Annotated in this window: 23 protein-coding genes; 8 read left to right on the top strand and 15 right to left on the bottom strand. The window is 68.9% G+C overall.

What is annotated here, in order from left to right; translation table 11 throughout:
• Window positions 1–119 precede the first annotated feature (119 nt).
• The gene (pknB, locus tag QU602_RS00410; protein ID WP_457851475.1) at window positions 120–1,751 is read left to right on the top strand and encodes a Stk1 family PASTA domain-containing Ser/Thr kinase; all 1,632 of its coding nucleotides are present in this window, start codon (window positions 120–122) and stop codon (window positions 1,749–1,751) included.
• Window positions 1,752–2,198: 447 nt separating this feature from the next.
• Here the strand turns inward: pknB and QU602_RS00405 are convergent, their stop codons facing one another.
• The 3 genes from QU602_RS00405 to QU602_RS00395 are packed head-to-tail and all read right to left on the bottom strand — an operon-like array spanning window position 2,199 to window position 3,791.
• Window positions 2,199–2,840 carry an anthranilate synthase component II gene (locus tag QU602_RS00405; protein WP_308798140.1) on the bottom strand — a complete coding sequence of 214 codons (642 nt, stop codon included), beginning with the start codon at window positions 2,838–2,840 and terminating at the stop codon, window positions 2,199–2,201.
• Entirely contained in the window at window positions 2,837–2,998 is a 162-nt protein-coding gene (locus QU602_RS00400; RefSeq protein WP_308798139.1) for a hypothetical protein, read from the bottom strand. Before QU602_RS00400 ends, QU602_RS00405 begins: the two co-directional genes overlap by 4 nt.
• Before the next feature lies 1 nt (window position 2,999).
• Entirely contained in the window at window positions 3,000–3,791 is a 792-nt protein-coding gene (locus QU602_RS00395; protein ID WP_308798138.1) for a class E sortase, read from the bottom strand.
• A 74-nt stretch (window positions 3,792–3,865) separates the two neighbouring features.
• Between QU602_RS00395 and QU602_RS00390 the strand changes: the two genes are divergently transcribed.
• Window positions 3,866–4,189 carry a DUF7882 family protein gene (locus QU602_RS00390; RefSeq protein ID WP_308798137.1) on the top strand — a complete coding sequence of 108 codons (324 nt, stop codon included), beginning with the start codon at window positions 3,866–3,868 and terminating at the stop codon, window positions 4,187–4,189.
• Here the strand turns inward: QU602_RS00390 and QU602_RS00385 are convergent.
• On the bottom strand, window positions 4,186–4,518 hold the full coding sequence (locus QU602_RS00385) for a DUF7882 family protein (protein ID WP_308798136.1): 333 nt from the start codon (window positions 4,516–4,518) through the stop codon (window positions 4,186–4,188). The genes QU602_RS00390 and QU602_RS00385 overlap by 4 nt on opposite strands.
• Window positions 4,519–4,640: 122 nt before the next feature.
• Between QU602_RS00385 and QU602_RS00380 the strand changes: the two genes are divergently transcribed.
• Window positions 4,641–5,420: an EAL domain-containing protein gene (locus tag QU602_RS00380; RefSeq protein ID WP_308800236.1), complete on the top strand. Its 780-nt coding sequence runs from the start codon at window positions 4,641–4,643 to the stop codon at window positions 5,418–5,420.
• Between the two features lie 103 nt (window positions 5,421–5,523).
• Here QU602_RS00380 and QU602_RS00375 read toward each other — a convergent pair whose 3' ends face one another.
• Entirely contained in the window at window positions 5,524–5,790 is a 267-nt protein-coding gene (locus QU602_RS00375) for a hypothetical protein (RefSeq protein ID WP_308798135.1), read from the bottom strand.
• A gap of 32 nt (window positions 5,791–5,822) precedes the next feature.
• Here QU602_RS00375 and QU602_RS00370 point away from each other — a divergent pair, with 32 nt between their 5' ends.
• Window positions 5,823–6,119: a DUF7882 family protein gene (locus QU602_RS00370; protein ID WP_308798134.1), complete on the top strand. Its 297-nt coding sequence runs from the start codon at window positions 5,823–5,825 to the stop codon at window positions 6,117–6,119.
• 11 nt (window positions 6,120–6,130) lie between these two features.
• Here QU602_RS00370 and QU602_RS00365 read toward each other — a convergent pair whose 3' ends face one another.
• Window positions 6,131–8,062 carry a bifunctional diguanylate cyclase/phosphodiesterase gene (locus QU602_RS00365; protein WP_308798133.1) on the bottom strand — a complete coding sequence of 644 codons (1,932 nt, stop codon included), beginning with the start codon at window positions 8,060–8,062 and terminating at the stop codon, window positions 6,131–6,133.
• A gap of 115 nt (window positions 8,063–8,177) precedes the next feature.
• Here QU602_RS00365 and QU602_RS00360 point away from each other — a divergent pair, with 115 nt between their 5' ends.
• On the top strand, window positions 8,178–8,417 hold the full coding sequence (locus QU602_RS00360; RefSeq protein WP_308798132.1) for a cell division protein CrgA: 240 nt from the start codon (window positions 8,178–8,180) through the stop codon (window positions 8,415–8,417).
• A gap of 185 nt (window positions 8,418–8,602) precedes the next feature.
• On the opposite strand, the gene QU602_RS00355 is transcribed toward QU602_RS00360, so the two are convergent.
• Both QU602_RS00355 and QU602_RS00350 read right to left on the bottom strand, forming a co-directional pair.
• Complete coding sequence (locus QU602_RS00355; RefSeq protein ID WP_308798131.1) at window positions 8,603–9,460, bottom strand: rhomboid family intramembrane serine protease; 858 nt, start codon at window positions 9,458–9,460, stop codon at window positions 8,603–8,605.
• 7 nt (window positions 9,461–9,467) lie between these two features.
• On the bottom strand, window positions 9,468–10,013 hold the full coding sequence (locus tag QU602_RS00350; RefSeq protein WP_308798130.1) for a peptidylprolyl isomerase: 546 nt from the start codon (window positions 10,011–10,013) through the stop codon (window positions 9,468–9,470).
• A 116-nt stretch (window positions 10,014–10,129) separates the two neighbouring features.
• On the opposite strand from QU602_RS00350, the gene QU602_RS00345 reads away from it, so the two are divergent.
• Window positions 10,130–10,654: a DNA helicase gene (locus QU602_RS00345; protein WP_308798129.1), complete on the top strand. Its 525-nt coding sequence runs from the start codon at window positions 10,130–10,132 to the stop codon at window positions 10,652–10,654.
• Between the two features lie 104 nt (window positions 10,655–10,758).
• Here the strand turns inward: QU602_RS00345 and QU602_RS00340 are convergent, their stop codons facing one another.
• The 4 genes from QU602_RS00340 to QU602_RS00325 form a co-directional block, all read right to left on the bottom strand.
• A complete protein-coding gene (locus tag QU602_RS00340) occupies window positions 10,759–11,934 on the bottom strand; it encodes a hypothetical protein (protein WP_308798127.1) in 1,176 nt (391 codons plus the stop codon).
• A gap of 94 nt (window positions 11,935–12,028) precedes the next feature.
• Window positions 12,029–13,306 (bottom strand): ABC transporter substrate-binding protein, encoded by a 1,278-nt coding sequence (locus tag QU602_RS00335; protein ID WP_308798126.1) that lies wholly within the window; start codon window positions 13,304–13,306, stop codon window positions 12,029–12,031.
• 52 nt (window positions 13,307–13,358) lie between these two features.
• Window positions 13,359–14,264, bottom strand: coding sequence for a carbohydrate ABC transporter permease (locus QU602_RS00330; RefSeq protein WP_308798125.1), 906 nt, complete (start codon window positions 14,262–14,264; stop codon window positions 13,359–13,361).
• Entirely contained in the window at window positions 14,254–15,198 is a 945-nt protein-coding gene (locus tag QU602_RS00325) for a carbohydrate ABC transporter permease (RefSeq protein WP_308798124.1), read from the bottom strand. Before QU602_RS00325 ends, QU602_RS00330 begins: the two co-directional genes overlap by 11 nt.
• Window positions 15,199–15,331: 133 nt before the next feature.
• Here QU602_RS00325 and QU602_RS00320 point away from each other — a divergent pair, with 133 nt between their 5' ends.
• Entirely contained in the window at window positions 15,332–16,102 is a 771-nt protein-coding gene (locus QU602_RS00320; RefSeq protein ID WP_308798123.1) for an IclR family transcriptional regulator, read from the top strand.
• Window positions 16,103–16,132: 30 nt separating this feature from the next.
• On the opposite strand, the gene QU602_RS00315 is transcribed toward QU602_RS00320, so the two are convergent.
• The 3 genes from QU602_RS00315 to QU602_RS00305 form a co-directional block, all read right to left on the bottom strand.
• Window positions 16,133–17,110, bottom strand: a complete 978-nt coding sequence (locus tag QU602_RS00315; protein WP_308798122.1) for an acetylxylan esterase — start codon at window positions 17,108–17,110, stop codon at window positions 16,133–16,135.
• A gap of 73 nt (window positions 17,111–17,183) precedes the next feature.
• Window positions 17,184–17,885: an SDR family NAD(P)-dependent oxidoreductase gene (locus QU602_RS00310; RefSeq protein ID WP_308798121.1), complete on the bottom strand. Its 702-nt coding sequence runs from the start codon at window positions 17,883–17,885 to the stop codon at window positions 17,184–17,186.
• 43 nt (window positions 17,886–17,928) lie between these two features.
• Window positions 17,929–18,630: an RraA family protein gene (locus QU602_RS00305; RefSeq protein ID WP_308798120.1), complete on the bottom strand. Its 702-nt coding sequence runs from the start codon at window positions 18,628–18,630 to the stop codon at window positions 17,929–17,931.
• Window positions 18,631–18,760: 130 nt separating this feature from the next.
• Between QU602_RS00305 and QU602_RS00300 the strand changes: the two genes are divergently transcribed.
• Window positions 18,761–19,951, top strand: coding sequence for an enolase C-terminal domain-like protein (locus tag QU602_RS00300; RefSeq protein ID WP_308798119.1), 1,191 nt, complete (start codon window positions 18,761–18,763; stop codon window positions 19,949–19,951).
• Window positions 19,952–20,004 lie beyond the last annotated feature (53 nt).

The raw sequence follows: 20,004 nt of genomic DNA, 5'->3' as shown, positions 1-20,004 counted from the left end.
CCCGCCCCGACCCCATTCACCCCGCCACCCCCGACGACAGGAGCCGATGCACTGTGACTGATGAAGGACGTGTCCTCGCGGGACGATACCGCGTCGGCGCGCTCATCGGCCGCGGCGGCATGGCCGACGTCCATGTCGGCACCGACAGTCGGCTCGGCCGCCAGGTCGCGATCAAGATCCTGAAGCCGCAGCTGGCGACGGACCCGGCGTTCCGCATGCGCTTCCGCCAAGAGGCGCAGTCGGCGGCCCGTATGGCGCACCCGACCATCGTGCGCGTCTTCGACGCCGGCGAGGAGACGGTCGTCGACTCGAGCGGCCACGAGGTCCAGCTGCCGTTCATCGTCATGGAGCACGTCGACGGCCGGCTGCTGAAAGACATCGTGCACGAGGGCCCGCTCGAGCCCACCGCCGCGGTGCGCATCATCGACGGCGTGCTCACCGCGCTCGAGTACTCGCACCGGGCCGGCGTCGTGCACCGCGACATCAAGCCCGGCAACATCATGATCACCACCGCCGGCCAGGTGAAGGTCATGGACTTCGGCATCGCCCGTGCGGTCTCCGATTCGGCGACCACCGTCGCGCAGACCACCGCCATCCTCGGCACGGCCGCATACTTCTCGCCCGAGCAGGCGAAAGGCGAGACGGTCGACGCGCGCACCGACCTCTATTCGACCGGCGTCGTGCTGTTCGAGATGCTCACCGGCCGGCCGCCGTTCCGGGGCGACACGCCCGTCGCGGTCGCCTACCAGCACGTGAGCGAGCGCCCGGTGAAGCCGAGCTCGATCAACTCCCGAGTCTCGCCGGCGCTCGACGCGGTCGTGCTGCACGCGCTCGACAAGGACCGGACCAGGCGCTACCAGTCCGCGGCCGAGTTCCGCGAAGAGGTCGACCTCGCCGCGTCGGGCCGGCTGCCCGTGCGACGCGAGCCCGACACCGCGACGGCGCTCTTCGGCAGCACCGCGACGGGCTCGTTCTCGACCTCCGAGCTCGCCCTCCGCCAGCTCACCGACGACGAGACGATGGTACGCACCCAGCGTCGTCCGCCGGCGATCTGGATCTGGTCGGGCATCGTCGCGGTGGTGGTCATCGTGATCGCCGTCATGTACTGGGCCTTCAACCTGCAGCCGACCGACAACGTCCCGTCGAACGCACGCGAGGTGCCGGTGCTCACCGGCATGACCTATGAGCAGGCGGTGGACGAGTTGCAGCAGCTCACGCTGCCGGCCACACGCATCGACGAGGCGAACGACACGGTGCCCTCGGGCGAGGTGATCCGCACCGACCCGCCGGCGGGCGAGGTCGTGGCGACCGCCACCCCGATCACGGTCTTCGTCTCGACCGGCAGGGTGCCGGTCGGGGTCCCCGACCTGACGAACATGCCGATCGATCAGGCGAAAGCGGCCCTCGAGGCCGCCGGGCTCACCGCCGGCGTCGAGAACCGTGAGGGGTCGCCGCTCATCCCCGCCGACACGGTGCTCGGCACCAGCCCGGGGGCCGGCGAGCAAGTGCCCTCCGGGTCATCCGTCGACCTGCGCATCTCCAGCGGAAACGTGACGCTTCCCGACCTCACCGGGCAGACCCTCGCGGCCGCGTCGGCCTACCTCCGGGCAGAGGACCTGCAGCTGAACCCGATCCCCGAACCCGACCCGGCCTGCGAGGAGCAGCCGGGCTCGCCGGTCATCCGGCAGTCCCTGCCGCCCGGTGAGGTCCCGCAGAAGTCCGACGTGACCCTGGCCTACTGCTCGGGCTGACCCGCCCCGCCCTCGTCCGCCCCACGCACCCCACCCGCCGACCCCCACCGAGTGTTAACGAAATGGGCCGATAGCGGCCGCGTTTCGTTAACACTCGGTGCATTTCGTCATCACTCGGCGGGGTGTGGTGGGCGGGAGTGAGGGCGCGCGGGGGCAGAGGCGCGCGGGGCAGGCCCGCGCGGGCAGGGGCGCGCGGGCGGGGGCGCGCGGGCAGGGACGCGCGGGCAGGCGGAGGTCCGGCGGTCGGGCATACGACCGGGCTGACCCCCGCCCGGCCGCCCGGCCGGTCCGCCCGTGACCCCTCAGACCACAGCCGCCGAGCGTTAACGAAATGGGCCGATAGCGACCGCGTTTCGTTAACACTCGGCGCATTCCGTCATCACTCGGCGGGGGGGGTGGGGCGCGCGGGCCGGGGGCGCGCGGGGCGTGCGGGCGGGGGGCCGGAGGTCAGGCGGTCGGGCGCACGAGTGGGCTGAGCTCACGCGAGCGGTCGCGGGCACCGGGCAGGCCGACGACGTCCAGCCAGTTGCCGAGCATGCGGTAGCCGCCCTCGGTGAGCACGGACTCGGGGTGGAACTGCACGCCGTAGATCGGGGCATCCTGATGCCGGAGGCCCATGATCACGCCGCCCTGCGTCCGGCTGGTGACCACCAGGTCGCTCGGCACCGTGCCGTCGACCACCGCGAGCGAGTGATAGCGCGTCGCGGTGAACGGCTGCGGCACGCCGTCGTAGAAGGCGCTGTCGTCGTGCTCGATGCGCGACGTCTTGCCGTGCATGAGCTCCTCGGCGTTCGTCACCACCGCGCCGAAGGCCTCGGCGATCGCCTGGTGCCCGAGGCAGACGCCGAGCAGCGGCTGCCCCGAGGCGACCGCGGCCTCCACGATCGGGATCGACACCCCCGCTCCGGCGGGCTTGCCCGGGCCGGGTGAGATCAGGACGCCGTCGTACTCGGAGATGCGGGAAGCGACGTCGGCCGCAGCGAACGAATCGTTGCGCACCACCTCGGTCTCGGCGCCGAGCTCTTGCAGGTAGCCGTCGAGCGTGTAGACGAAGCTGTCGTAGTTGTCGATGACGAGGATGCGGGTCATGACTGGTCCACCGTGACGTTGATCGGGTTCAGGATGCCGTCGACCCACGGGAACGCCCACGTGAACAGGGCGTAGACCGCAGCGGCGATCAGGATGAGCAGAAGCAGCAGGCGAACCCACCACGGGCCCGGCAGGACCCTCCAGAGTGCACCGTACATGTCATTGTCCCCAGGTTGCGACGGTCTCGGCGATCTCCGCCGGAGGATTGGCTGCGCCCGGCTGCCAGGACTCCAGCACGCCGTACGCGATGATGCGCTCGGCGGTCGACCAGAGCGGGTTGCAGCTGGTCAGTGTGATGATGCGGTCGGTCGGCTGCAGGTCGGGGTGGTGCGGCACGGGCGCGAGCACGTCGACGGTCTCGGGCGTGACGTACTCGAAGTCGCGGAACCGGTACGTGTACCAGCCGTCTTTGGTCTGCACGTAGATGGCGTCACCGAGCTGCAACTGATCGATCTCGTGCATGCCGCCGCCGTAGGCGGAACGGTGCGCGGCGATCGCGAAGTTGCCGACGGACCCGGGCATCGCCGTGCCGGGGTAGTGCCCGACGCCGAGCGTGAAGCTGTTCAGCACGTCGAGCCCCGTGCCCTCGGCGATGTTCCGCTGCGAGCCCTCACCGAAGCGCGGCACGTACATGACCGCGAACGATTCGGCATTGCCGTACGTCGTCGTGTCGACGACGGGCTCGCCCGGGTCGGGCGTCGCCGGCGGGGGCGCGTCGCCGCGTTCGGCGCGGTCAGACTCCATCCACTCATTGCTGAGATCGGATGCCGCGCTCGACTGCTGACCCGCCATGATGGCGTCGTTCCACCAGAGCTGCCAGCCGAGGAAGAGCAGGATCAGGGCACCCGCGGTGAGCAACAGCTCGCCGAAGACGCCGACCACGCTGACGCGTCGGCGGGGTCGCTCGGACCTGCGGCGGGCGCGACGCGACTCGGTGAGCGGCTCTGGCATACGGGCGATTCTATCCGCGTGGATTGAACGTTCTGCTGGGAATCGGACGGGTGTGGAGGTGGCATGCTGGGAGGGTGGGCGTTCTGACGTATAACTTCATCCGCACGATCGAGATCGACGACCGTCCGCTCGCGCATCTGCGGAGCGTGATCTTCGCCAAGCTCCGGCGTGGCGAGTCGTTCTCGTACTCGTGGGAGAACCCCGTCGAGCGCGGCAGCGGCCGGAGCTCGATCTGGTTCAGCCCGAACGTCGCCGTGACCTTCGAGTTCTTCGAATCGCGTGAGATCCCGCTCAACCCGCACTGGATCAGGGCCCTCACCAAGGCCGCGAACTCACCGGCCGGGCTCGTGCTGGTGCCGGAGCCCGAGCCGGCACCTGCGCGCACCGAGCGCGGCTAGGGCGAACCGGCGCCCGACGCCCGCGCGTCCGACTCGCTCGGCTCGGGCACGATCACGAGGCCCGCGGCCGAGTTCGCCGCCTTCGTCAGCACCTGCACCCATGCGGGGTTCAATCGCGGCGCACGACCGCCGAAGTACTCGAACGCGATCGGGATGTGCGGCGCGAGCCAGATCGAGGTGCGGCCGAACGCACTGCCGGACGATTCCGCCCAGGTGAACGAGAAGCACTCGCCGCGCCGGAGCTTCGACCAGATGACCGACTGCAGGTGCGCCAGCACGCGGTCGTCGAACGAGACGGTGAGTTTGGAGTCGTACGTGAGGGTGCCCATCACTGGCAGGATATCGCGCCGGACGGGTCGAAGCCGCGGGGCGGGGGCGGCAGTATACGCCGGTTCGGACGAAAAAGTCCGATATTGTCAAATGCCCGAACTTTCCCGACCCTTGACTGGTGATGTTGGATAGCCCGCTGAACCCCGCCGACGAGCTCGCCGGCGAGCTCCGGCGTGCGTTCACGTCGGGTGAGCTCACCGCGTACTTCCAGCCGCTGTACGACCTGAAGACCCGTCGCGTCGTCGCCCTCGAGGCGCTCTGCCGGTGGAACCACCCGGAGCGCGGCATCCTCCTTCCGGATCGGTTCATCGAGATCGCCGAACAGCACGGGCTGATCGCCGACCTCGGCCGGGTCATGCTGGAGGAATCGGGCCGTCGCGCCGCGGAATGGCACCGGCGCGGCCTGCACGTCGGACTCTCACTCAACGTGTCGCCCTCCGAGCTCCGCCCCGAGTTCGCCGAGTCGATGCTGGAGACCATCAGCCGCCTCGAGCTGCCCCGAGGTGCGGTCACGGTCGAGATCATCGAGTCGCCCCGGCTCCAGGAGTCGGATGCCGAGCTGGAGACGCTGCGAACGCTGCTCGACGGCGGGGTGGGTGTGTCGATCGACGACTTCGGCGCCGGCCACACCTCGCTGGAGATCCTGCGCCGTCTGCCGTTCACCGAGGTGAAGATCGACCGATCGCTCATGAGCGACGATCGCGCCTCCGCCGACGCGCTCGTCGCCGAGTGCGTCGAGATCGCCCGGGACCACGACGCGTGCGTGGTCGCCGAGGGCGTCGAGACGGACGAGCACTTCGCCCGCGCGCTGCGCTGGGGCTGCGACCGGGCGCAGGGCTTCTACTTCGCGCCCGCGCTCCCGGCCGAACAGCTCGATCAGATCCTCGCCAAGGCCGCCTGAGCTCCGCTCATCGGGATGCCCGATCCAGGCGCCCGTGACGGGCGCCCGACGAGGCATCCGATGCGGTGCTCGGTTCCTTAACCGCGCGCCAACCGTGAGAGCGTCAGAGCCCGAACTCGTCGTCGACCTGCACCGGGCCCTTGGCCTCGGCGTCGGGGACGGCCTCGCCGCCGACGTCGATCTGCGACCACGTCACGGGCATGCCCGGCGAGAAGAGGATGTCGATGCCGGGACCGCCGCGCAACGGCGGGATGTTGACGTAGCCGCCGCCCTGTTTGATCGCCTCCAGGATCTGCCCTTTGAGCGCGGTCACAGGGTCGGGCAGGAAGTAATCGCGTCCATCTACGGTCAACCGGTGCACAATGCTCACTCCACCAGGCTACCCCGCGTAGGATCGACGTGATGGGTACCCTGCACTACGGCTCGCCGCCGACCTCGTTCGCACTGCCTGACCGGACGCTCGCGCACGTCGAGTTCGTGGTGCTCGCCAAGCTCCGCCGAGGCGAGGGCTTCGCGCTCTCGATCGATGAGGCGTCGGGCGGGCGGCAGCAGATCTGGATCAACACCGCCGCGACCCTTCGCTTCGAGTTCGAGGGGCCGGTGAGCGACATCAACCGGATGTGGCTCGAAGAGCTCATCGATTCGGCGAACGCCGCGTCGGGCCTGCGCATCACGCCCGAGCCTGAGCGCCCGGCCTGACCTGAGCCTCGCTAGGCCGAGACCCGGTTGCGTCCGGCGCGCTTGGCGCGATACATCGCCGCGTCGGCGGCCTCCAGCAGCCCGGCGCGCGGCGACCCCGGCTCGGCGATGACGAATCCGCACGACGCGGTGACCGTCAGCACGACGCGGCCGACGACGATCGGGGCGGCGACCGCCTCGACCATGCGTTGGGCGATCGCGTTCACGTCTTCGCCGACGACCCCGTCGATCAGCACGACGAACTCATCGCCACCGAGCCGCACGACGTCGTCTTGGTGCCGCGAATGGGCGGTCAATCGCTTGGCGACCTCGAGGATGACCATGTCGCCGACGTCGTGCCCGTGCTCGTCGTTGATGCGTTTGAACTCATCGAGGTCGACGAAGAGCAGCGCCTTGCCCTCCTCGCCGACGGGTCCGCGGGTGGCGAGTCGTTCGACGAGATAGCGCCGGTTGTGCAGGCCCGTGAGGGCGTCCCGCATCGCGAGCTCGGCGAGCTGGGCCTCAGCGCGGCGCTGCAGCGCGATCTCGAGCTCGTGCCCGAGCTCTGCCGCCTCCTCGGGCACGGTGCCCCACGCCTCGGAGCGCCCCCGCACAGTGCGCTCCCACGCCGAGAACGAGGTGCGCGGCGAGAGATCGCTCGGGCGGTGCGTCATGCCCGGGTCCCCGAGCCACGAGATCTCACGCGACACCTCGCCACGCACGAAGACGATCGCGTCGCCCGTTCCTGAGAGCTGCACGACGAGGAGCCCGGCGACGCCGGGGAGGAGTTCCGCGAACTCGGGCCGGTCGGTGTCAAGGCACTCGGACACGAACGGCTCGCCGTGGAGCCGTTCGAGCACCTTCAGCAGGCCACCGACGGCAGGCACGTCGCCACCGACGCGGGAGGTGCCGCCGATGCGCACCAGCACACCGTCGGCGGGGACGAGGTCGAGCACCGTCTGCGACCCGCCCAGGAGCGCGGCTTGAATGTCGTCGGACGCGTAGAGCGGCGCGAGCAGCGCGGCCCGACGCTCGCGGACCTCGACCATGTGCTGCAGCCTCGCGATCTCACGCATCGAGGCGAGCTGCATGGACACCTGACCCGCGAGCACCTCGAGCGAGCGCCGGAGCAGCACCGGCAACCGCCGCTCGGTGCGGTGCGCGCAGGTGATCATGCCGACGAGGCGCCCGTTCTCCACGAGGCTGAGTGAGAACGTCGACGCCTGGCCCATGTTCTGCATGTACTGCAGGTGATACGGCGAGACCGCCCGCAGCTCGGCGTTCGAGAGGTCGATCGTCCGCGGGTCGCCGGAGACGGCGAGCAGCGGGATCGCCGGCTCGGTCGTGCTCGCGATCGCGCGGCCGAGCTTCGAGATGTACAACGCACGGGCCTGGGGCGGGATGTCCGACGACGGGAAGTGCAGCCCGAGGTACGGTTCGAGGTCGGGGTGGCGGTCGTCGGCGACGACCTCCCCGTGGCCGTCGTCGTGGAAGTGGTAGATCATCACGCGGTCGAATCCGGTGATCTCCCGGATCAGTGCCGCTGCACGTTCGCGAAGCTCCGCGACGGAGGTCACCGACAACAGCGTCGTGATCGCGGAGACGACGGCGGTCCGCGCATACTCGTTGCCGGCGGGCACCGGCTCGATCTCCACGAGCGTGAGGTCGTCGACGCGGTGCACGATCGCATCGCTGGGCACGCCGCCCCAGCTCACCCGGACGGGATCGATCGCGGCACCCGTGCGCGCCGCGTACTCGAGCGCCGGGTCGGCGATCTCGGCGAACGGCCGGCCGAGCCAGTCGCGGGCGTTCTCACTCGCGACGACCACGACCTGAGTGGCCGAATCGATGCCGAGCACCGCGCCGTGCGCCTGAATCATGCCCGGGGTGCGGATGGGCTCTCTCGCGCACTCTTCGAGCCGCCGCAGCTCATCGGGATCGATGGCGAGTTCGGCCGGGTCCAAAGGCGTCTCCGTCTGCCGATCGAGGTGGAAGATCGGTCGATTCAGACTACTGCACGTTCGAACGCCCGTTCGGGTGAGTGGGGGTTCGATGGATCACTCGGCTACAATCGGCGGCATGGCCCGTTCGAAGAACCCGAAGCCCGCGCGCGAGGAGGTGGCCTCCGGCGAGGAGGCCCCGAACCCGGTCTGGTACAAGCCGGTGATGTTCGGCTTCATGCTCCTCGGTCTCGCGTGGATCATCGTGTTCTACGTGAGCCAGGGCACGCTGCCGATCCAGGCGCTCGAGTCCTGGAACATCCTGATCGGCTTCGGCATCGCCTTCATCGGCTTCCTGATGACGACCAGGTGGCGCTGACCACGCGCGAGACGACTTCGACGAGGGGCGGATGCTGAGGCATCCGCCCCTCATGCGTTCACCGGATCGCACATTCCCCAGTTCTACACACATGTGGAAAGCATGGAGGCCCGGAATTCCGGGCCTCCATGCAATGACAGGGATGTGATTCTCCCCAACATGTGGAGAATGCTGTGGATAACTCGTCAGAAGGCGGGGAAGACGAAGTAGCGCAGGCTGAGCACGACGAGCACCGCGACGACGCCGACGAGCAGGCCGACCTGCAGGCCCTGCTGGTTCCGCTTGCGGGTCTCGACGTAGATCAGTCCGATCAGCGCGCCGACGACGAGCCCGCCGAGGTGCGCCTGCCAGGCGATGTTCCACCCCGGCACGAAGCCGATGACCAGGTTGATGCCGAGCAGCACGAAGAGCTGCTTGGTCTGGCCGCCGAGGCGGCGCTGGATCACCAGGAACGCGCCCATCAGCCCGAAGATGGCACCGGATGCCCCGACCACGCCCATGCGCGGGTCGCCGAGCCAGAGCACGCCGACCGATCCGCCGAGCCCCGCGATCAGGTAGAGCGCGAGGAAGCGCCACCGGCCGAGCATGCCCTCGAGCAGCTGACCGAAGATCCACAGCGTGTACATGTTGAGCAGCACGTGGAAGATCAGCCCGGTCGAGTGCACGAACACCGAGGTGAGCATGCGCCAGGGCTCGAGGTTGCCGGGGATCGAGTACACCCCGGCGTAGGCCAGCCGTTCGGTGACCGCGAGACCCGGGATCAGCTGCAGCACGAACACCGCGAGCGTGACGGCGATCAGCGTGTACGTGACCACCGGCGCACCGCGACGCCCGGCCGAACTCATGCGCGTGAGCACGGCCGGCTTCGTGCGGGGTGCGGAGGCGCGCTGCTCCTTCATGCACTCGGGGCAGATCACGCCGACGGCGCCCGGGGTCTGGCATTCGCCGCAGATGGTCCGGCCGCACCGCTGGCAGAGCACGAAGCTCTGCCGGTCGGGGTGCCGGTAACAGAATCCGTTCGAATTGCCGGCGGCGTCGCTCACGGGCCGGTCAGCGGGATTCGACGGTCACGCGCTCGATAACGATGTCTTCGAGCGGCTTGTCGCGACCGTCGGTCGGCGCGGTGGCGAGCTTCTCGACGACGGCCTGACTCGCCGGGTCGTTCACCTTGCCGAAGATGCTGTGCTTGCCCTGCAGCCACGTCGTGGGCCCGACGGTGATGAAGAACTGCGAACCGTTGGTGCCACCGCCCGTGATGCGGTCGGGGCCGGCGTTCGCCATCGCGAGCACGTAGGGCTCGGTGAAGTCGAGCTCGGGGTTGATCTCGTCGTCGAACTGGTAGCCCGGGCCGCCGACGCCCTGACCGAGCGGGTCGCCGCCCTGGATCATGAAGCCGGGGATGATGCGGTGGAAGATGATGCCGTCGTAGAACGGCGCGGTCGACTTCTCACCCGTGGCCGGGTGGGTCCACTCGATGTCGCCGGTCGCGAGGCCGACGAAGTTCTTGACGGTCTTCGGCGCGTGGTTGCCATAGAGCTCGACCTCGATGGGGCCGTAGTTGGTGTGCAGCGTAGCGACAGCGGTGGGAATCGGCATTCCCATATTGTGTCACGCGCTGCTTCGTCAACCGCCCCCCGCCATTCACGACTCTCACCCCGCTTCCAGACGGTTCGGTGGCAAGATGGAGGGACTCGCAAACGATGGAGGTCGGGATGAGCCTGTCACGCAAGCGCAAGAAGGAACTCAAGCGACTGCGCGCGAGTGCCGAAGAGCTCTGGGGGAACCAGCAAGTGGTCATCGACCACGCGAACCACATCGCCCGCGAGGCGAGCCGCCAGCTCGGGCACCTCACTCGCGAAGAGGTCGTCCCGCGCGTGCGAACGGGGTACGAGTCGTACGTTCGGCCGTCGGTCGAGCAGGCGAAGGGCTACGCCAGGGCCGCGGGTGACACGGCCGAGCGGTCGCTCGGCAACGTCCTCGGCTCGCTGCTCTCGATCGGCGACCTCGCGAACGATGTGCGCGTGCGCCGTGCCGTCGCCCGGGTCTCGCCGACCGCGGTCGCCAAGGTCGAGAAGAAGAAGGGCATCGGCATCGGCTCGGTGCTCGCGATCGGCGCGGGCGTCGTCGCGGCCGCGGGCGTCGCCTACGCGGTGTGGCAGACCTTCCGCGCCGACGACGAGCTCTGGGTCGCCGACGACGAGCCCACGCCGTCGGGCGAGGCGAGCACGGCGCTGTAAGAGCGCCCAGCGCCAGACTCCGCCGAACGCCGAGGTCCCCGCCCGTGAGGGCAAGGACCTCGGCGTTCGGGCGATTCCCACCTACGTCGAAACGGTGCTCTCGCTCACCGAGCCCAGACCCGCAATCCGCGCACGACGGCTGGTTCGTCACGCGGGTCGACGGCGAGCGCGAGCTCGTGGATGCTGCCACCCACACCGGCGAGCGAGAGCCGTTGCATGCCCGGCGACAACGCACCGACCGACCCCCACTCGTGATGGGAGCGAATCTCGAGCGCCGCGATCCCGCTCTCGAACTCGACCTCCACGGCCTCGATCCGCTCGGCGGCGAAGCCGGGGAACCGGATGAGGGTGATGCGGCCGGGCCGACCGCCCGCCGGGACGACGAGCCGGCTGCGCCGCACTTCTCCTACGGGCCCGTCGGAGGAGAAACCGAGCGCCTCGAGCGGCCACGCTTCGCCGTCGGCTCCCCCGGAGACCGAGCGCACGCCCGCTCTGGGTCGGTAGAGGTCCACGTGGATGAGCGGGGCGCCTTCGGGCGTCCACTCGGCGGCGATGTCCAGCATCTGCCGCGCGTCCAGCGCCGCCGGCACGACGCGCACGCGCGCGATGTCGCCCGCGAAGTGGTTCCCCATCCCCGAGCTCAGAAGCACCGCCCCGATGGTGAAGTCCGATACGTTCAGGCGGTTGAGCCCCAGCGGATACGCGTAGGGGTTCTTGGCGTATTCGCGGGCCTGACCCATCGGCGGACCGATCTCGCGGAAGTGCGGACGGGGATCTGCGATGCCGTCGAGGTACGCGGTGATCTCAGCGCCGTCGTACGTGAAGCCCACCACCCGCCATCCGCCCGGCACCATCATCCGCGCGCTGGCGGCGTACTCGCGGCTGTAGGGCAGCGATTCGCTCGGACGCCCGTCGGCCGATACATGACCGATCGCCTGATGCGCTCCCCCGTACGTCGGGAGACTCACGAACAGCCCGTATTGCCGACGCGGGTCCGCATCATCCTCCTGCCACATCCCGGCGATGAAACCCGTCGCGAGGTTCGCGCGCCGAACCAGGGCGATCACGCTCACCCGGTCGCCTTTCTCGGCGACGTTGAGCGGGCCGGTGGCCGCCGCATCGATCACGAGGAAGTCGCGTTCGCCGTCGAAGCGGAGCGCACCCCCGACGATCGGGTCAGCAGTCCACCGGGGGCCGGCTCCGCGCAGCTGGAGGCTGCCGCCGGTCACGTCGCGCAGCGGCGCCGCCGGGTCGCGGAAGTCCCACTCGATCGCGTCCATTCCGCCCCTCCGACGTGCCGGGTCGTGCTGCCGGCCCACTGACAGTGCGGCGGGGACGCACCTTCCGATGCGCCCCCGCCTTCGAACCTCGGACCTACTGCTTCTCGAGGATCGGGTCGACCACGTCGCAGACCGCCGCGAGCTGCGACTCGATGTCGGCGCCGGCGACCCATACGCCGTCGAGCACCGGCTTGGTCGCGGTCGACAGCTCGGGGAACGCCACCGGGTACGGGATCTGATTCGCGAACTCGAGGGTGTCGAGCAGCGACTCCTTCGCGTGTTCGGCCGGCACCTGCGGGTAGAGGTTGCCGATGAACTCCTCGGTCTGGAGCGAGTAGCGCGGCGCGACGTACGGCAGGGTCTCGGAACCGTGCTCGCTCGTGAGGAACGCGAAGAGCCGGGTCGCGAGGTCGGGCGCGGCTCCGTCGGCGAAGACCACCATGGAGGCCTGGCCGATGAACGGGTCGTACTCGACGTCGCCCTTGGGCTGGGGCGCCATGTCGTACTCGAACGTGGAGTCGGCCAGCTGCGCGAGCGTGCTCGGCGCCCCGAGGTACATACCCGTGTCGCCCGTCGGGAAGCTCGAGGTGTTCCCGGGCGCAGGGTACGAGCCGTCCTCGAAGATCATGCCGTGGACGAACTCGAACGTCTCGACGGTGGCCGGGTCGGTGTACCCGCATTGCGTGCCGCCGGGATACGCCTCGGCGCCGAAGCCCTTGAGGAACGGCGTGAACAACGCGTAACTGGTGTACCCCCACTGCGGGATGTCGAAGCCGTACGTCACGACGCCGGCGTCTACGAGCGCCTTCGCGGATCCGCGCAGTGCCTCCCAGGTCCACGCGCCCTGGTCGAACAGCTCGTTCGGAGTGGGCAGGCCGGCCTGCTCGAACGCGGTCGCGTTGTAGATGATCGGATGTGTCGTGCCGGCGAACGGGTACCCGTACAGTTCGCCGTCGTCGCCCTCGAGCTCGGAGTAGAGGTTCGGGATGATGTCCTCGAAGTTCCAGCTCTCGTCCTCCTTGAGCGAGCTGATGTCGAGGAGCGCTCCCGAGTCGACCCACGCCGGCGTGGCCGACTCCACGATCCACCCGAGATCGGGCGAGTCGCCGCCGCTCAGGCGGATGGAGAGCTGGGCGTCGTAGTCCGCGAACGGGATGGTCTCGATCGTGAGTTCGCCCAGTTCCGGGTTGTCGGCGCGGAACTCGTCGGCGAGTTCCTGGAAGGTGGCGATGATCGTTTCGTCCGCGGTCCAGAGCGTCATGGTGAGATCGACCGGTTCTTCGCTGCCGGGGGTCTCCGCCGAGGTGCATCCCGCGAGTGCGAGGCCGGCGATGGCCATCGCCGCGATCGCGGCGCGCTGTGTCTTTCGCATGTGCTGCTTTCCTTCCTGGTCGTGACCGACGGCGGCGCCGCCGGGGTGCTGCTTACTTGATCCCCGTTCCCGCGATGCCCTGGACGAACTGGCGCTGCGCGACGAAGAAGACGAGGAGGACGGGGATGACGCTGAGGGTCGTCGCCGCCATCTGGACGTTCCAGATCGGGATGCCCGTGATCGGGTCGGTGAAGGACTGGAGCGCGATCGGAATCGTCCACAGTTCACGAGTGCGGAGGAACACGAGGGGCTCGAGGAAGTCGTTCCAGCTGTTGAGGAACGTCAGGATCGCGAGCGCGGCCATCGGCGCCTTCGCGAGGGGCAGGGCGATGCGGGCGAAGATGCCGAAGCGTCCGAGCCCGTCGACGCGTCCGGCCTGCTCGAGCTCGACCGGCATGCTGATGAAGAACTGCCGCATGAGGAACACGCCCAGGACCGCCGGCACCCCGAAGATCGACGGCACGATCAATGAGAGGTGGTTGTCCACCCAGCCGAACGCCGAGATCAGTCGGAAGAGCGGGATGATCGTGACCTCCGGCGGCACCAGAAGCGCACTCAGCAGCATGATGAACAGGGCGTTGCGGCCGCGGAACTGGATGCGTGCGAACGCGTACCCAGCGAGTGACGCCACCGCGAGCACACCGATCGTCGTGATCGTCGCGATGTACACGGAGTTCAGGAACTGCTGCAGGAACGGGCTGGTGAGGAACGGTGCCGCGAAGTTGTGCCACTGCGGGTCGGCGGGGAAGAGCACCGGCGGGTTCTCGAACACGTCGCCGTAGGTCTTCAGCGCCGTGGAGATCATCCAGTACACGGGGAAGACGAACGGCAGTGCGATGAGGGTCATCAGGACGTAGATGAGCGCCTTCGCGATCCACGGGCGACGCTTCGCCGGCGGCTCGTCGTGGACCTTCTCCACGCCTTCGACGGCGGTGTCGTAGCTCAGGTCAAGACTCATTGAAGACCCACCTCCGTCGTGACCACCACTGGAGGAGGGTCAGCAGCAGCACGATCGCGAACAGGACGACCGCGGCGGTCGACGCATAGCCGACCTGGAACGCTTTGAAGGCCTGCTCGTAGATGTAGTAGCCGAGGATGGCGGTGGAGAGCTCCGGGCCGCCCTCCGTCAGCAGGTACACCTGGGCGAAGGCCTTGAGCGAGTTGATGGTCGCGAGGATCGCGACCATCAGGATCGTCGGGGTGATGAGCGGCACCACGACGTGGAGGAAGGTCTGCCAGCGGCCGGCGCCGTCGATCCTCGACGCCTCCACCAGCTCGACGGGCACCTCCTGGAGCGCGGCGAGGAAGAGGATCATGCTCACGCCGACGCCCTTGAGCACCTGCACGACGATGATCGTGCCCATCGCGACGTTCTTGTCGGCGAGCCAGTTGGGCCCGTCGATGCCGATCATCGCGAGCCATCCGTTGATGCCGCCCGAGTCCTGCAGCAGCACTTCCCACACCAGCGACCAGGCGACCAGTGAGATCACGACGGGCACGAAGTAGGCCGTGCGGAAGATCGCAATGGCCGGGATCCGCTGGTTCACGAGGGTCGCGAGCACGAGTCCGAGCAAGATGCTGGCGGGGATCACGAACGCGGAGAAGAGCGCGGTGTTGCCGAGCACGCGGGCGAAGGTACCGCTCTCCGCGAGCGCGACGTAGTTGTCGACGCCAGCGAAGCTGCTGCGCCCCGACATCGTGTTGTAGTCCTGGAAGCTGAACGCGAAGACGCCGACGATGGGGATCGCGACGAAGACGATGAAGCCGATCACGACGGGGGCGACGAACGCGTACCCGTATAGGCTGTCGATCCGCTCGAGCTTGCTGCGGCGGGGACGAACGACGACGGGGGACGACGGACCCCGCGCGGTACGTTCGATGGTCGATGTCATCTGTTCCTCATCGTTGAGCCTGTTGCACTTTGTACAACATCGTTGTGTAGAGTGAGATCCCAGGATGCGGCCTTCCCCGACCGATGTCAAGTCGAATTCGGCAGTATCGTCGAGAACAGCCAGAGGAGTCACCATGCCCGCACCAACGGAGGTCGGCACGTCTGCCGCACGCACGCTCGTCCGCGGCCTCACGATCCTGGAGATCGTCGCCCAAGCCCCGGAGGGAATCGGCGTGACCGAGGTCGCCGCCCGCGCGGAGATCGACAAGGGGACGGTGTCGCGGCTGCTGGCGACCCTCCGCCAGATGAGTTACGTCCAGCAGCGCAGCGTCGACCGCCGCTTCGTCCTGGGCAGCCGATGCCTCTGGCTCGCCCGCGAGTACAAGTCGCGGCGAGAGGAGCTCAGCAGTGTTGCGCAGCCGTTCCTCGCCGAGCTGCGCGACCTCTCGCAGGAGACCGTGCACCTCGCGATCCTCGAGGACACGTCGGTCGTCTTCATCGCACAGGAGCAGCCCGACCGTTCGATCCGCGTGCGCAGCGCCGTCGGCTCGCGCCTGCCGATGCACCGCACCGCGATGGGTCGCGCCGTGCTCGCCGAGCTCGATCCTGAGAGCCGCGACCAGCTCATTGCGAGCCTCGAGGCCGACGCGACCGCCCGCCAGGAGCCGATCGACGTCCCGCAGCTGCGTGCAGACGTCGATGAGGCCGTGGAGCGCGGCTGGGCCGCGGTCGACCGGCACGACGACGTCACCCGGTTGGCGTCCGCGATCGTCGACGCCGACGGCGAGCCCATCGCAGCGATCACCCTCTCCGGCCCCGACTACCGGATGGAGCCGCAGATCGAGCACTTCGGCACCGAGCTGATCCGGATCGCGCGCGCGGTCAGCGAGGCGCTCGGCCGCTGACCGCGCCCACGCCTCGCCGAACGCGCTCACTCAGTCCGGGAGCATCTCCCTCAGATACCGCAACTGGCGCGCGTGCTGGTGCGCCCCGCCGCCCTCGTGCCCGGCGAACGGATAGACGTCGATGTGTTTCGGCCCGGCGTACCGGTTGAACGAGGCGTACACCGTCGAGGGCGGGCAGACGTCGTCCATGAGCCCGACGGAGTAGCTCGCGGGAATCCGTGCGCGGGCGGCGAAGGCCAGGCCGTCGAGGTAGCCGAGGGTACGGGCGACCTCCGCCTCAGCGTCGATGTGGGCGCGCAAGTAGGCTGCGATCTCGCGCGTCGGACCCGTCGACACGATGCGGATCGCGCGCCCGATGTCCTGGAGGAACGGCACGTCGATGAAGGCCGCGACGGGCGGATTGGGCAGGTCGGCCGAGAGCACCGAGGCGGCCAGTGACATGGCCCCACCCTGGCTCGCGCCCGACGTGACGATCCGCGACGGGTCGATGCCGGGGAGGGCCGCCGCCGCCTCAACAGCCCGGGCTGCGTCGGTCAGGACCCGCCGGTGATACACCTGCTCGCGCGATCGGATGCCGCTGGTCAGGAACCCGGCGACGTGGGGACCGGAGCCGATCGGGTCGGCCGTGGCGCCCACACGATGCCCGGACCCCTGCCCGCGGGTGTCGACCACGAGATGCGCATAGCCCGCGCACGGCAGCATCGTCCACTCGTGCGAGAGCCCGCGCCCGCCGCCGTAGCCCTGGAAGCCCACGACCACCGGCAGACCGGTCGCGCCGCGCGGCCGGAGGAACCACGCGCGGATGCGGTGCCCGCCGAAGCCCGAGAACGTGACGTCGTCGATGTCGAGCAACGGGAGCGCGGCGTCGACTGGCTGGGTCGCGAGGTCCAGCGGATGCGACCGCGCCTCCGCCATGGTCCGCGCCCAGAACTCGTCGAAGTCGTCCGGCTCGCGGAAGTCGGAGCGATAGGCCTCGAGCTCCGCGGGCGGCATGTCCCACTGCGGCATCAGCGGCTCAGCACCTCAGCCCATCGGCGCTCACCGTCACGCGCGCACCGCTGGAGCGACTCGCGGGCAGCATTCACAGGGTCATCCCGCCGTCGATGGTGATGTCCTGGCCGGTGATGTAGCCGGCCTCGCGCGAGCACAACAGGAGCGCAGCGGCCACGCAGTCGGCGGGATCGCCGATTCTGCCGGCGGGTATGCCGCCGAGCACCGTCTTCAGGTACGCCTCGTCGGCGAGCGCCTCGGTGTTCCGAGGCGTGCGGACCACGCCGGGCGAAAGCGCGTTCACGGTGATGCCCGCCGGCGCGAGCTGGCGCGCGAGGTTCTGCGTCACGTTCGCAAGCGCGGCCTTGGACGCCGCGTACGCGATCATGTCGGGGTGGGGGCGCACCTGCTGCACGCTGCCGATCGCGACGATGCGACCGAAGCCTCGCTCCTGCATCCCCGGCACGAGGCCCTTGAGGAGCTCGACGCCCGACGTCAGGTTGACGCGCAGCTGCCGGTCGAAGTCGTCCGCCGACAGCTCCCTCCATGGCGACCGGATCTGTAGCGACGCCGACAGCACGACGACGTCCACCGGACCACCCGCGAGCGCCCGCTCCGCGAGCCGCCGCGCAGCATCCGGAACTCCGAGGTCGAGGTCGAGCCCGGGATCCGCGCCTTCAAGTCCGTGCCGGAGCACGACGGCGCCGCGCTCCTCGAGCGCAGACGCGATGGCCGCGCCGATGCCGCTGGTCGCGCCGGTCACGAGCGCGCGTAATCCCGTGAAGTCGAACACCCCACGCCTCCTTCCCCTCGCCCGCGACGCTACCGCAGGCCGGTCACAGGCGGCCGTGGCGCCGGTACACGTCGACGGGGTCCTGGCCCTCGTCGAACTCCGCCCGTACCTGGTCTTCGTGGCGGATGAGCTCCTCGGTCTTCTCGAGCACCTCGACCACGAGGTCGCGCGGGACCACCACGACGCCGTCGAGGTCGCCCATGATGAAGTCCCCAGGCGACACCTGCACGGTGCTCGTCAGCGCGCCTCGCAAGGAGACGGTCAGCTGCCAGTCGTAGTAGCTCCAGCGCCTCACGGCCTCGACGGGCGTGAGGTAGCGGGCGAATACGGGGAAGTCGCGCTCGAGCAGGAACTTGGTGTCGCGGGAGCCACCGTCCACAAGCGCCGCGATGACTCCACACGACGCGCCGACCGTGGCGTTCATCTCGCCGTAGTGCGCGGCTTGCGTGTCGAAACTGCAGTCGCGGACGTCGATGATCGGCACGCCGGTCTGCTTCATCGCCTCGAACATATGGATCCGGCGGGAGCGGAGCTTTTCGTCGCCGGTCGGCTCGGGAATGCCCTTCATCGTGAAGGCCGGGCCCGCGATGACCCACCTGTTGTCGACCGGCTTGATGTCGGTGGCGAGCGCCTGGTGCGGGTAGCCGAGCCCGTCGAGCACGTCGTAGACGGCGCCGGAGTACGTCGCGCGGTAGCGATCGATGAGCTCCTGGACTGGGACGGCGTATTCGTACGGATTGGTCATGAGCATCCTCGATCATCAAGCGCGGAGTCGAACTCACAGCGCGGCTCGGCGGTACTGAACTGTTGCATCAGACAATACGCCCGTTGCACTGAATAAACCAAGTCGGACTTTTTCGGCTAGGCTCCGGGACATGCACATCATCGATCTGCGGGCCCGCACCGTCGCCATCCCGACCAACGCCAAGCTCCGCCATTCGACGGGGGTTCACCCCGGCTACTTCGTCCGCACGATCATCGAGATCGTCACGGACGAGGGCGTTGTGGGCCTCGGCGAAGTGGGCGGCGGAGACCAGCGCGGTGCCATCCTGAAGCTCAAGCCGCGCCTGATCGGCCTCGACCCGTTCCAGCTCGAGGTCATCAAGCTCAAGGTGCTGCGCTCGATCTACTACATGTCGAATGCGCGGCTGTACGCGGCGATCGAGATGGCGTGCCTCGACATCCAGGGCAAGATCCTCGGCCGGCCGATGAGCGACCTGCTCGGTGGCGCCCTGCACGACGAGATTCCGTTCATCGCCTATCTCTTCTGGCGCTACGACCGCCCGGGCGGCGGCGACGACACCCGAGCGGAGGACATGGCCGACCTCTGCGAGGAACTCACCGAGACGCTCGGCGTGAGCGCGATGAAGCTCAAGGCCGGTGTGATGGCGCCCGAGGAGGAGGTGCGTGCGCTCGAGCTGTGCCGCGATCGCCTCGGCTCCGATTACCGCCTGCGCATCGATCCGAACGGCGTGTGGTCGGTGCCGACCGCGATCCGAATGGGCCACCGTCTCGAAGCGATCGCGCCCGAGTACTACGAGGACCCGTCGTGGGGTCTCACCGGCAATGCGGCCGTGCGCGAGCAGGTGCGCATCCCGATCGCCACCAACATGTATCCGGCACGATTCGACGACCTCGCCCCGGGCATCCGCCTGGGCGCCGTGGACATCGTGCTCACCGACCTCCATTACTGGGAGGGCCCGCGCGGCGTGAAGGAGCTTGCCGCCGTCTGCCGAACGTTCGGCCTCGGTGTCGCCATGCACTCCGGATCAGAGTTCGGCATCGAGCTGGCCGCGATGCTGCACACGGCCAGCACCATCCCGGAGATGTCGACCGCGGGCGACGCGCATTACCACTACCTCGAGGACGACATCATCGTCGGCGGTCTCATGCCGTATGTCGACGGGTCGATCGCCGTGCCGAAGGGTCCGGGCCTCGGGGTCGAGCTCGACCCCGAGAAAGTCGAGAAGTACGAGCGGTACTTCGAGGAGCACGGCGACTATTACGCGCGCTTCCACGTCGACGAGCGCCGCCCCGACTGGTACCCCAGCGTCGGCGGTCTCTGACCGCGCGCTTCGTCACCGCTCAGCGAGCGGCATCCGGACTCGGTGGGGAGCGT

This window comes from Agromyces protaetiae, assembly GCF_030866785.1.
Taxonomy (GTDB): domain Bacteria; phylum Actinomycetota; class Actinomycetes; order Actinomycetales; family Microbacteriaceae; genus Agromyces; species Agromyces silvae.
Note: the sequence above shows the minus strand (reverse complement) of the source record. Positions and strands in the feature narration are given on the sequence as shown.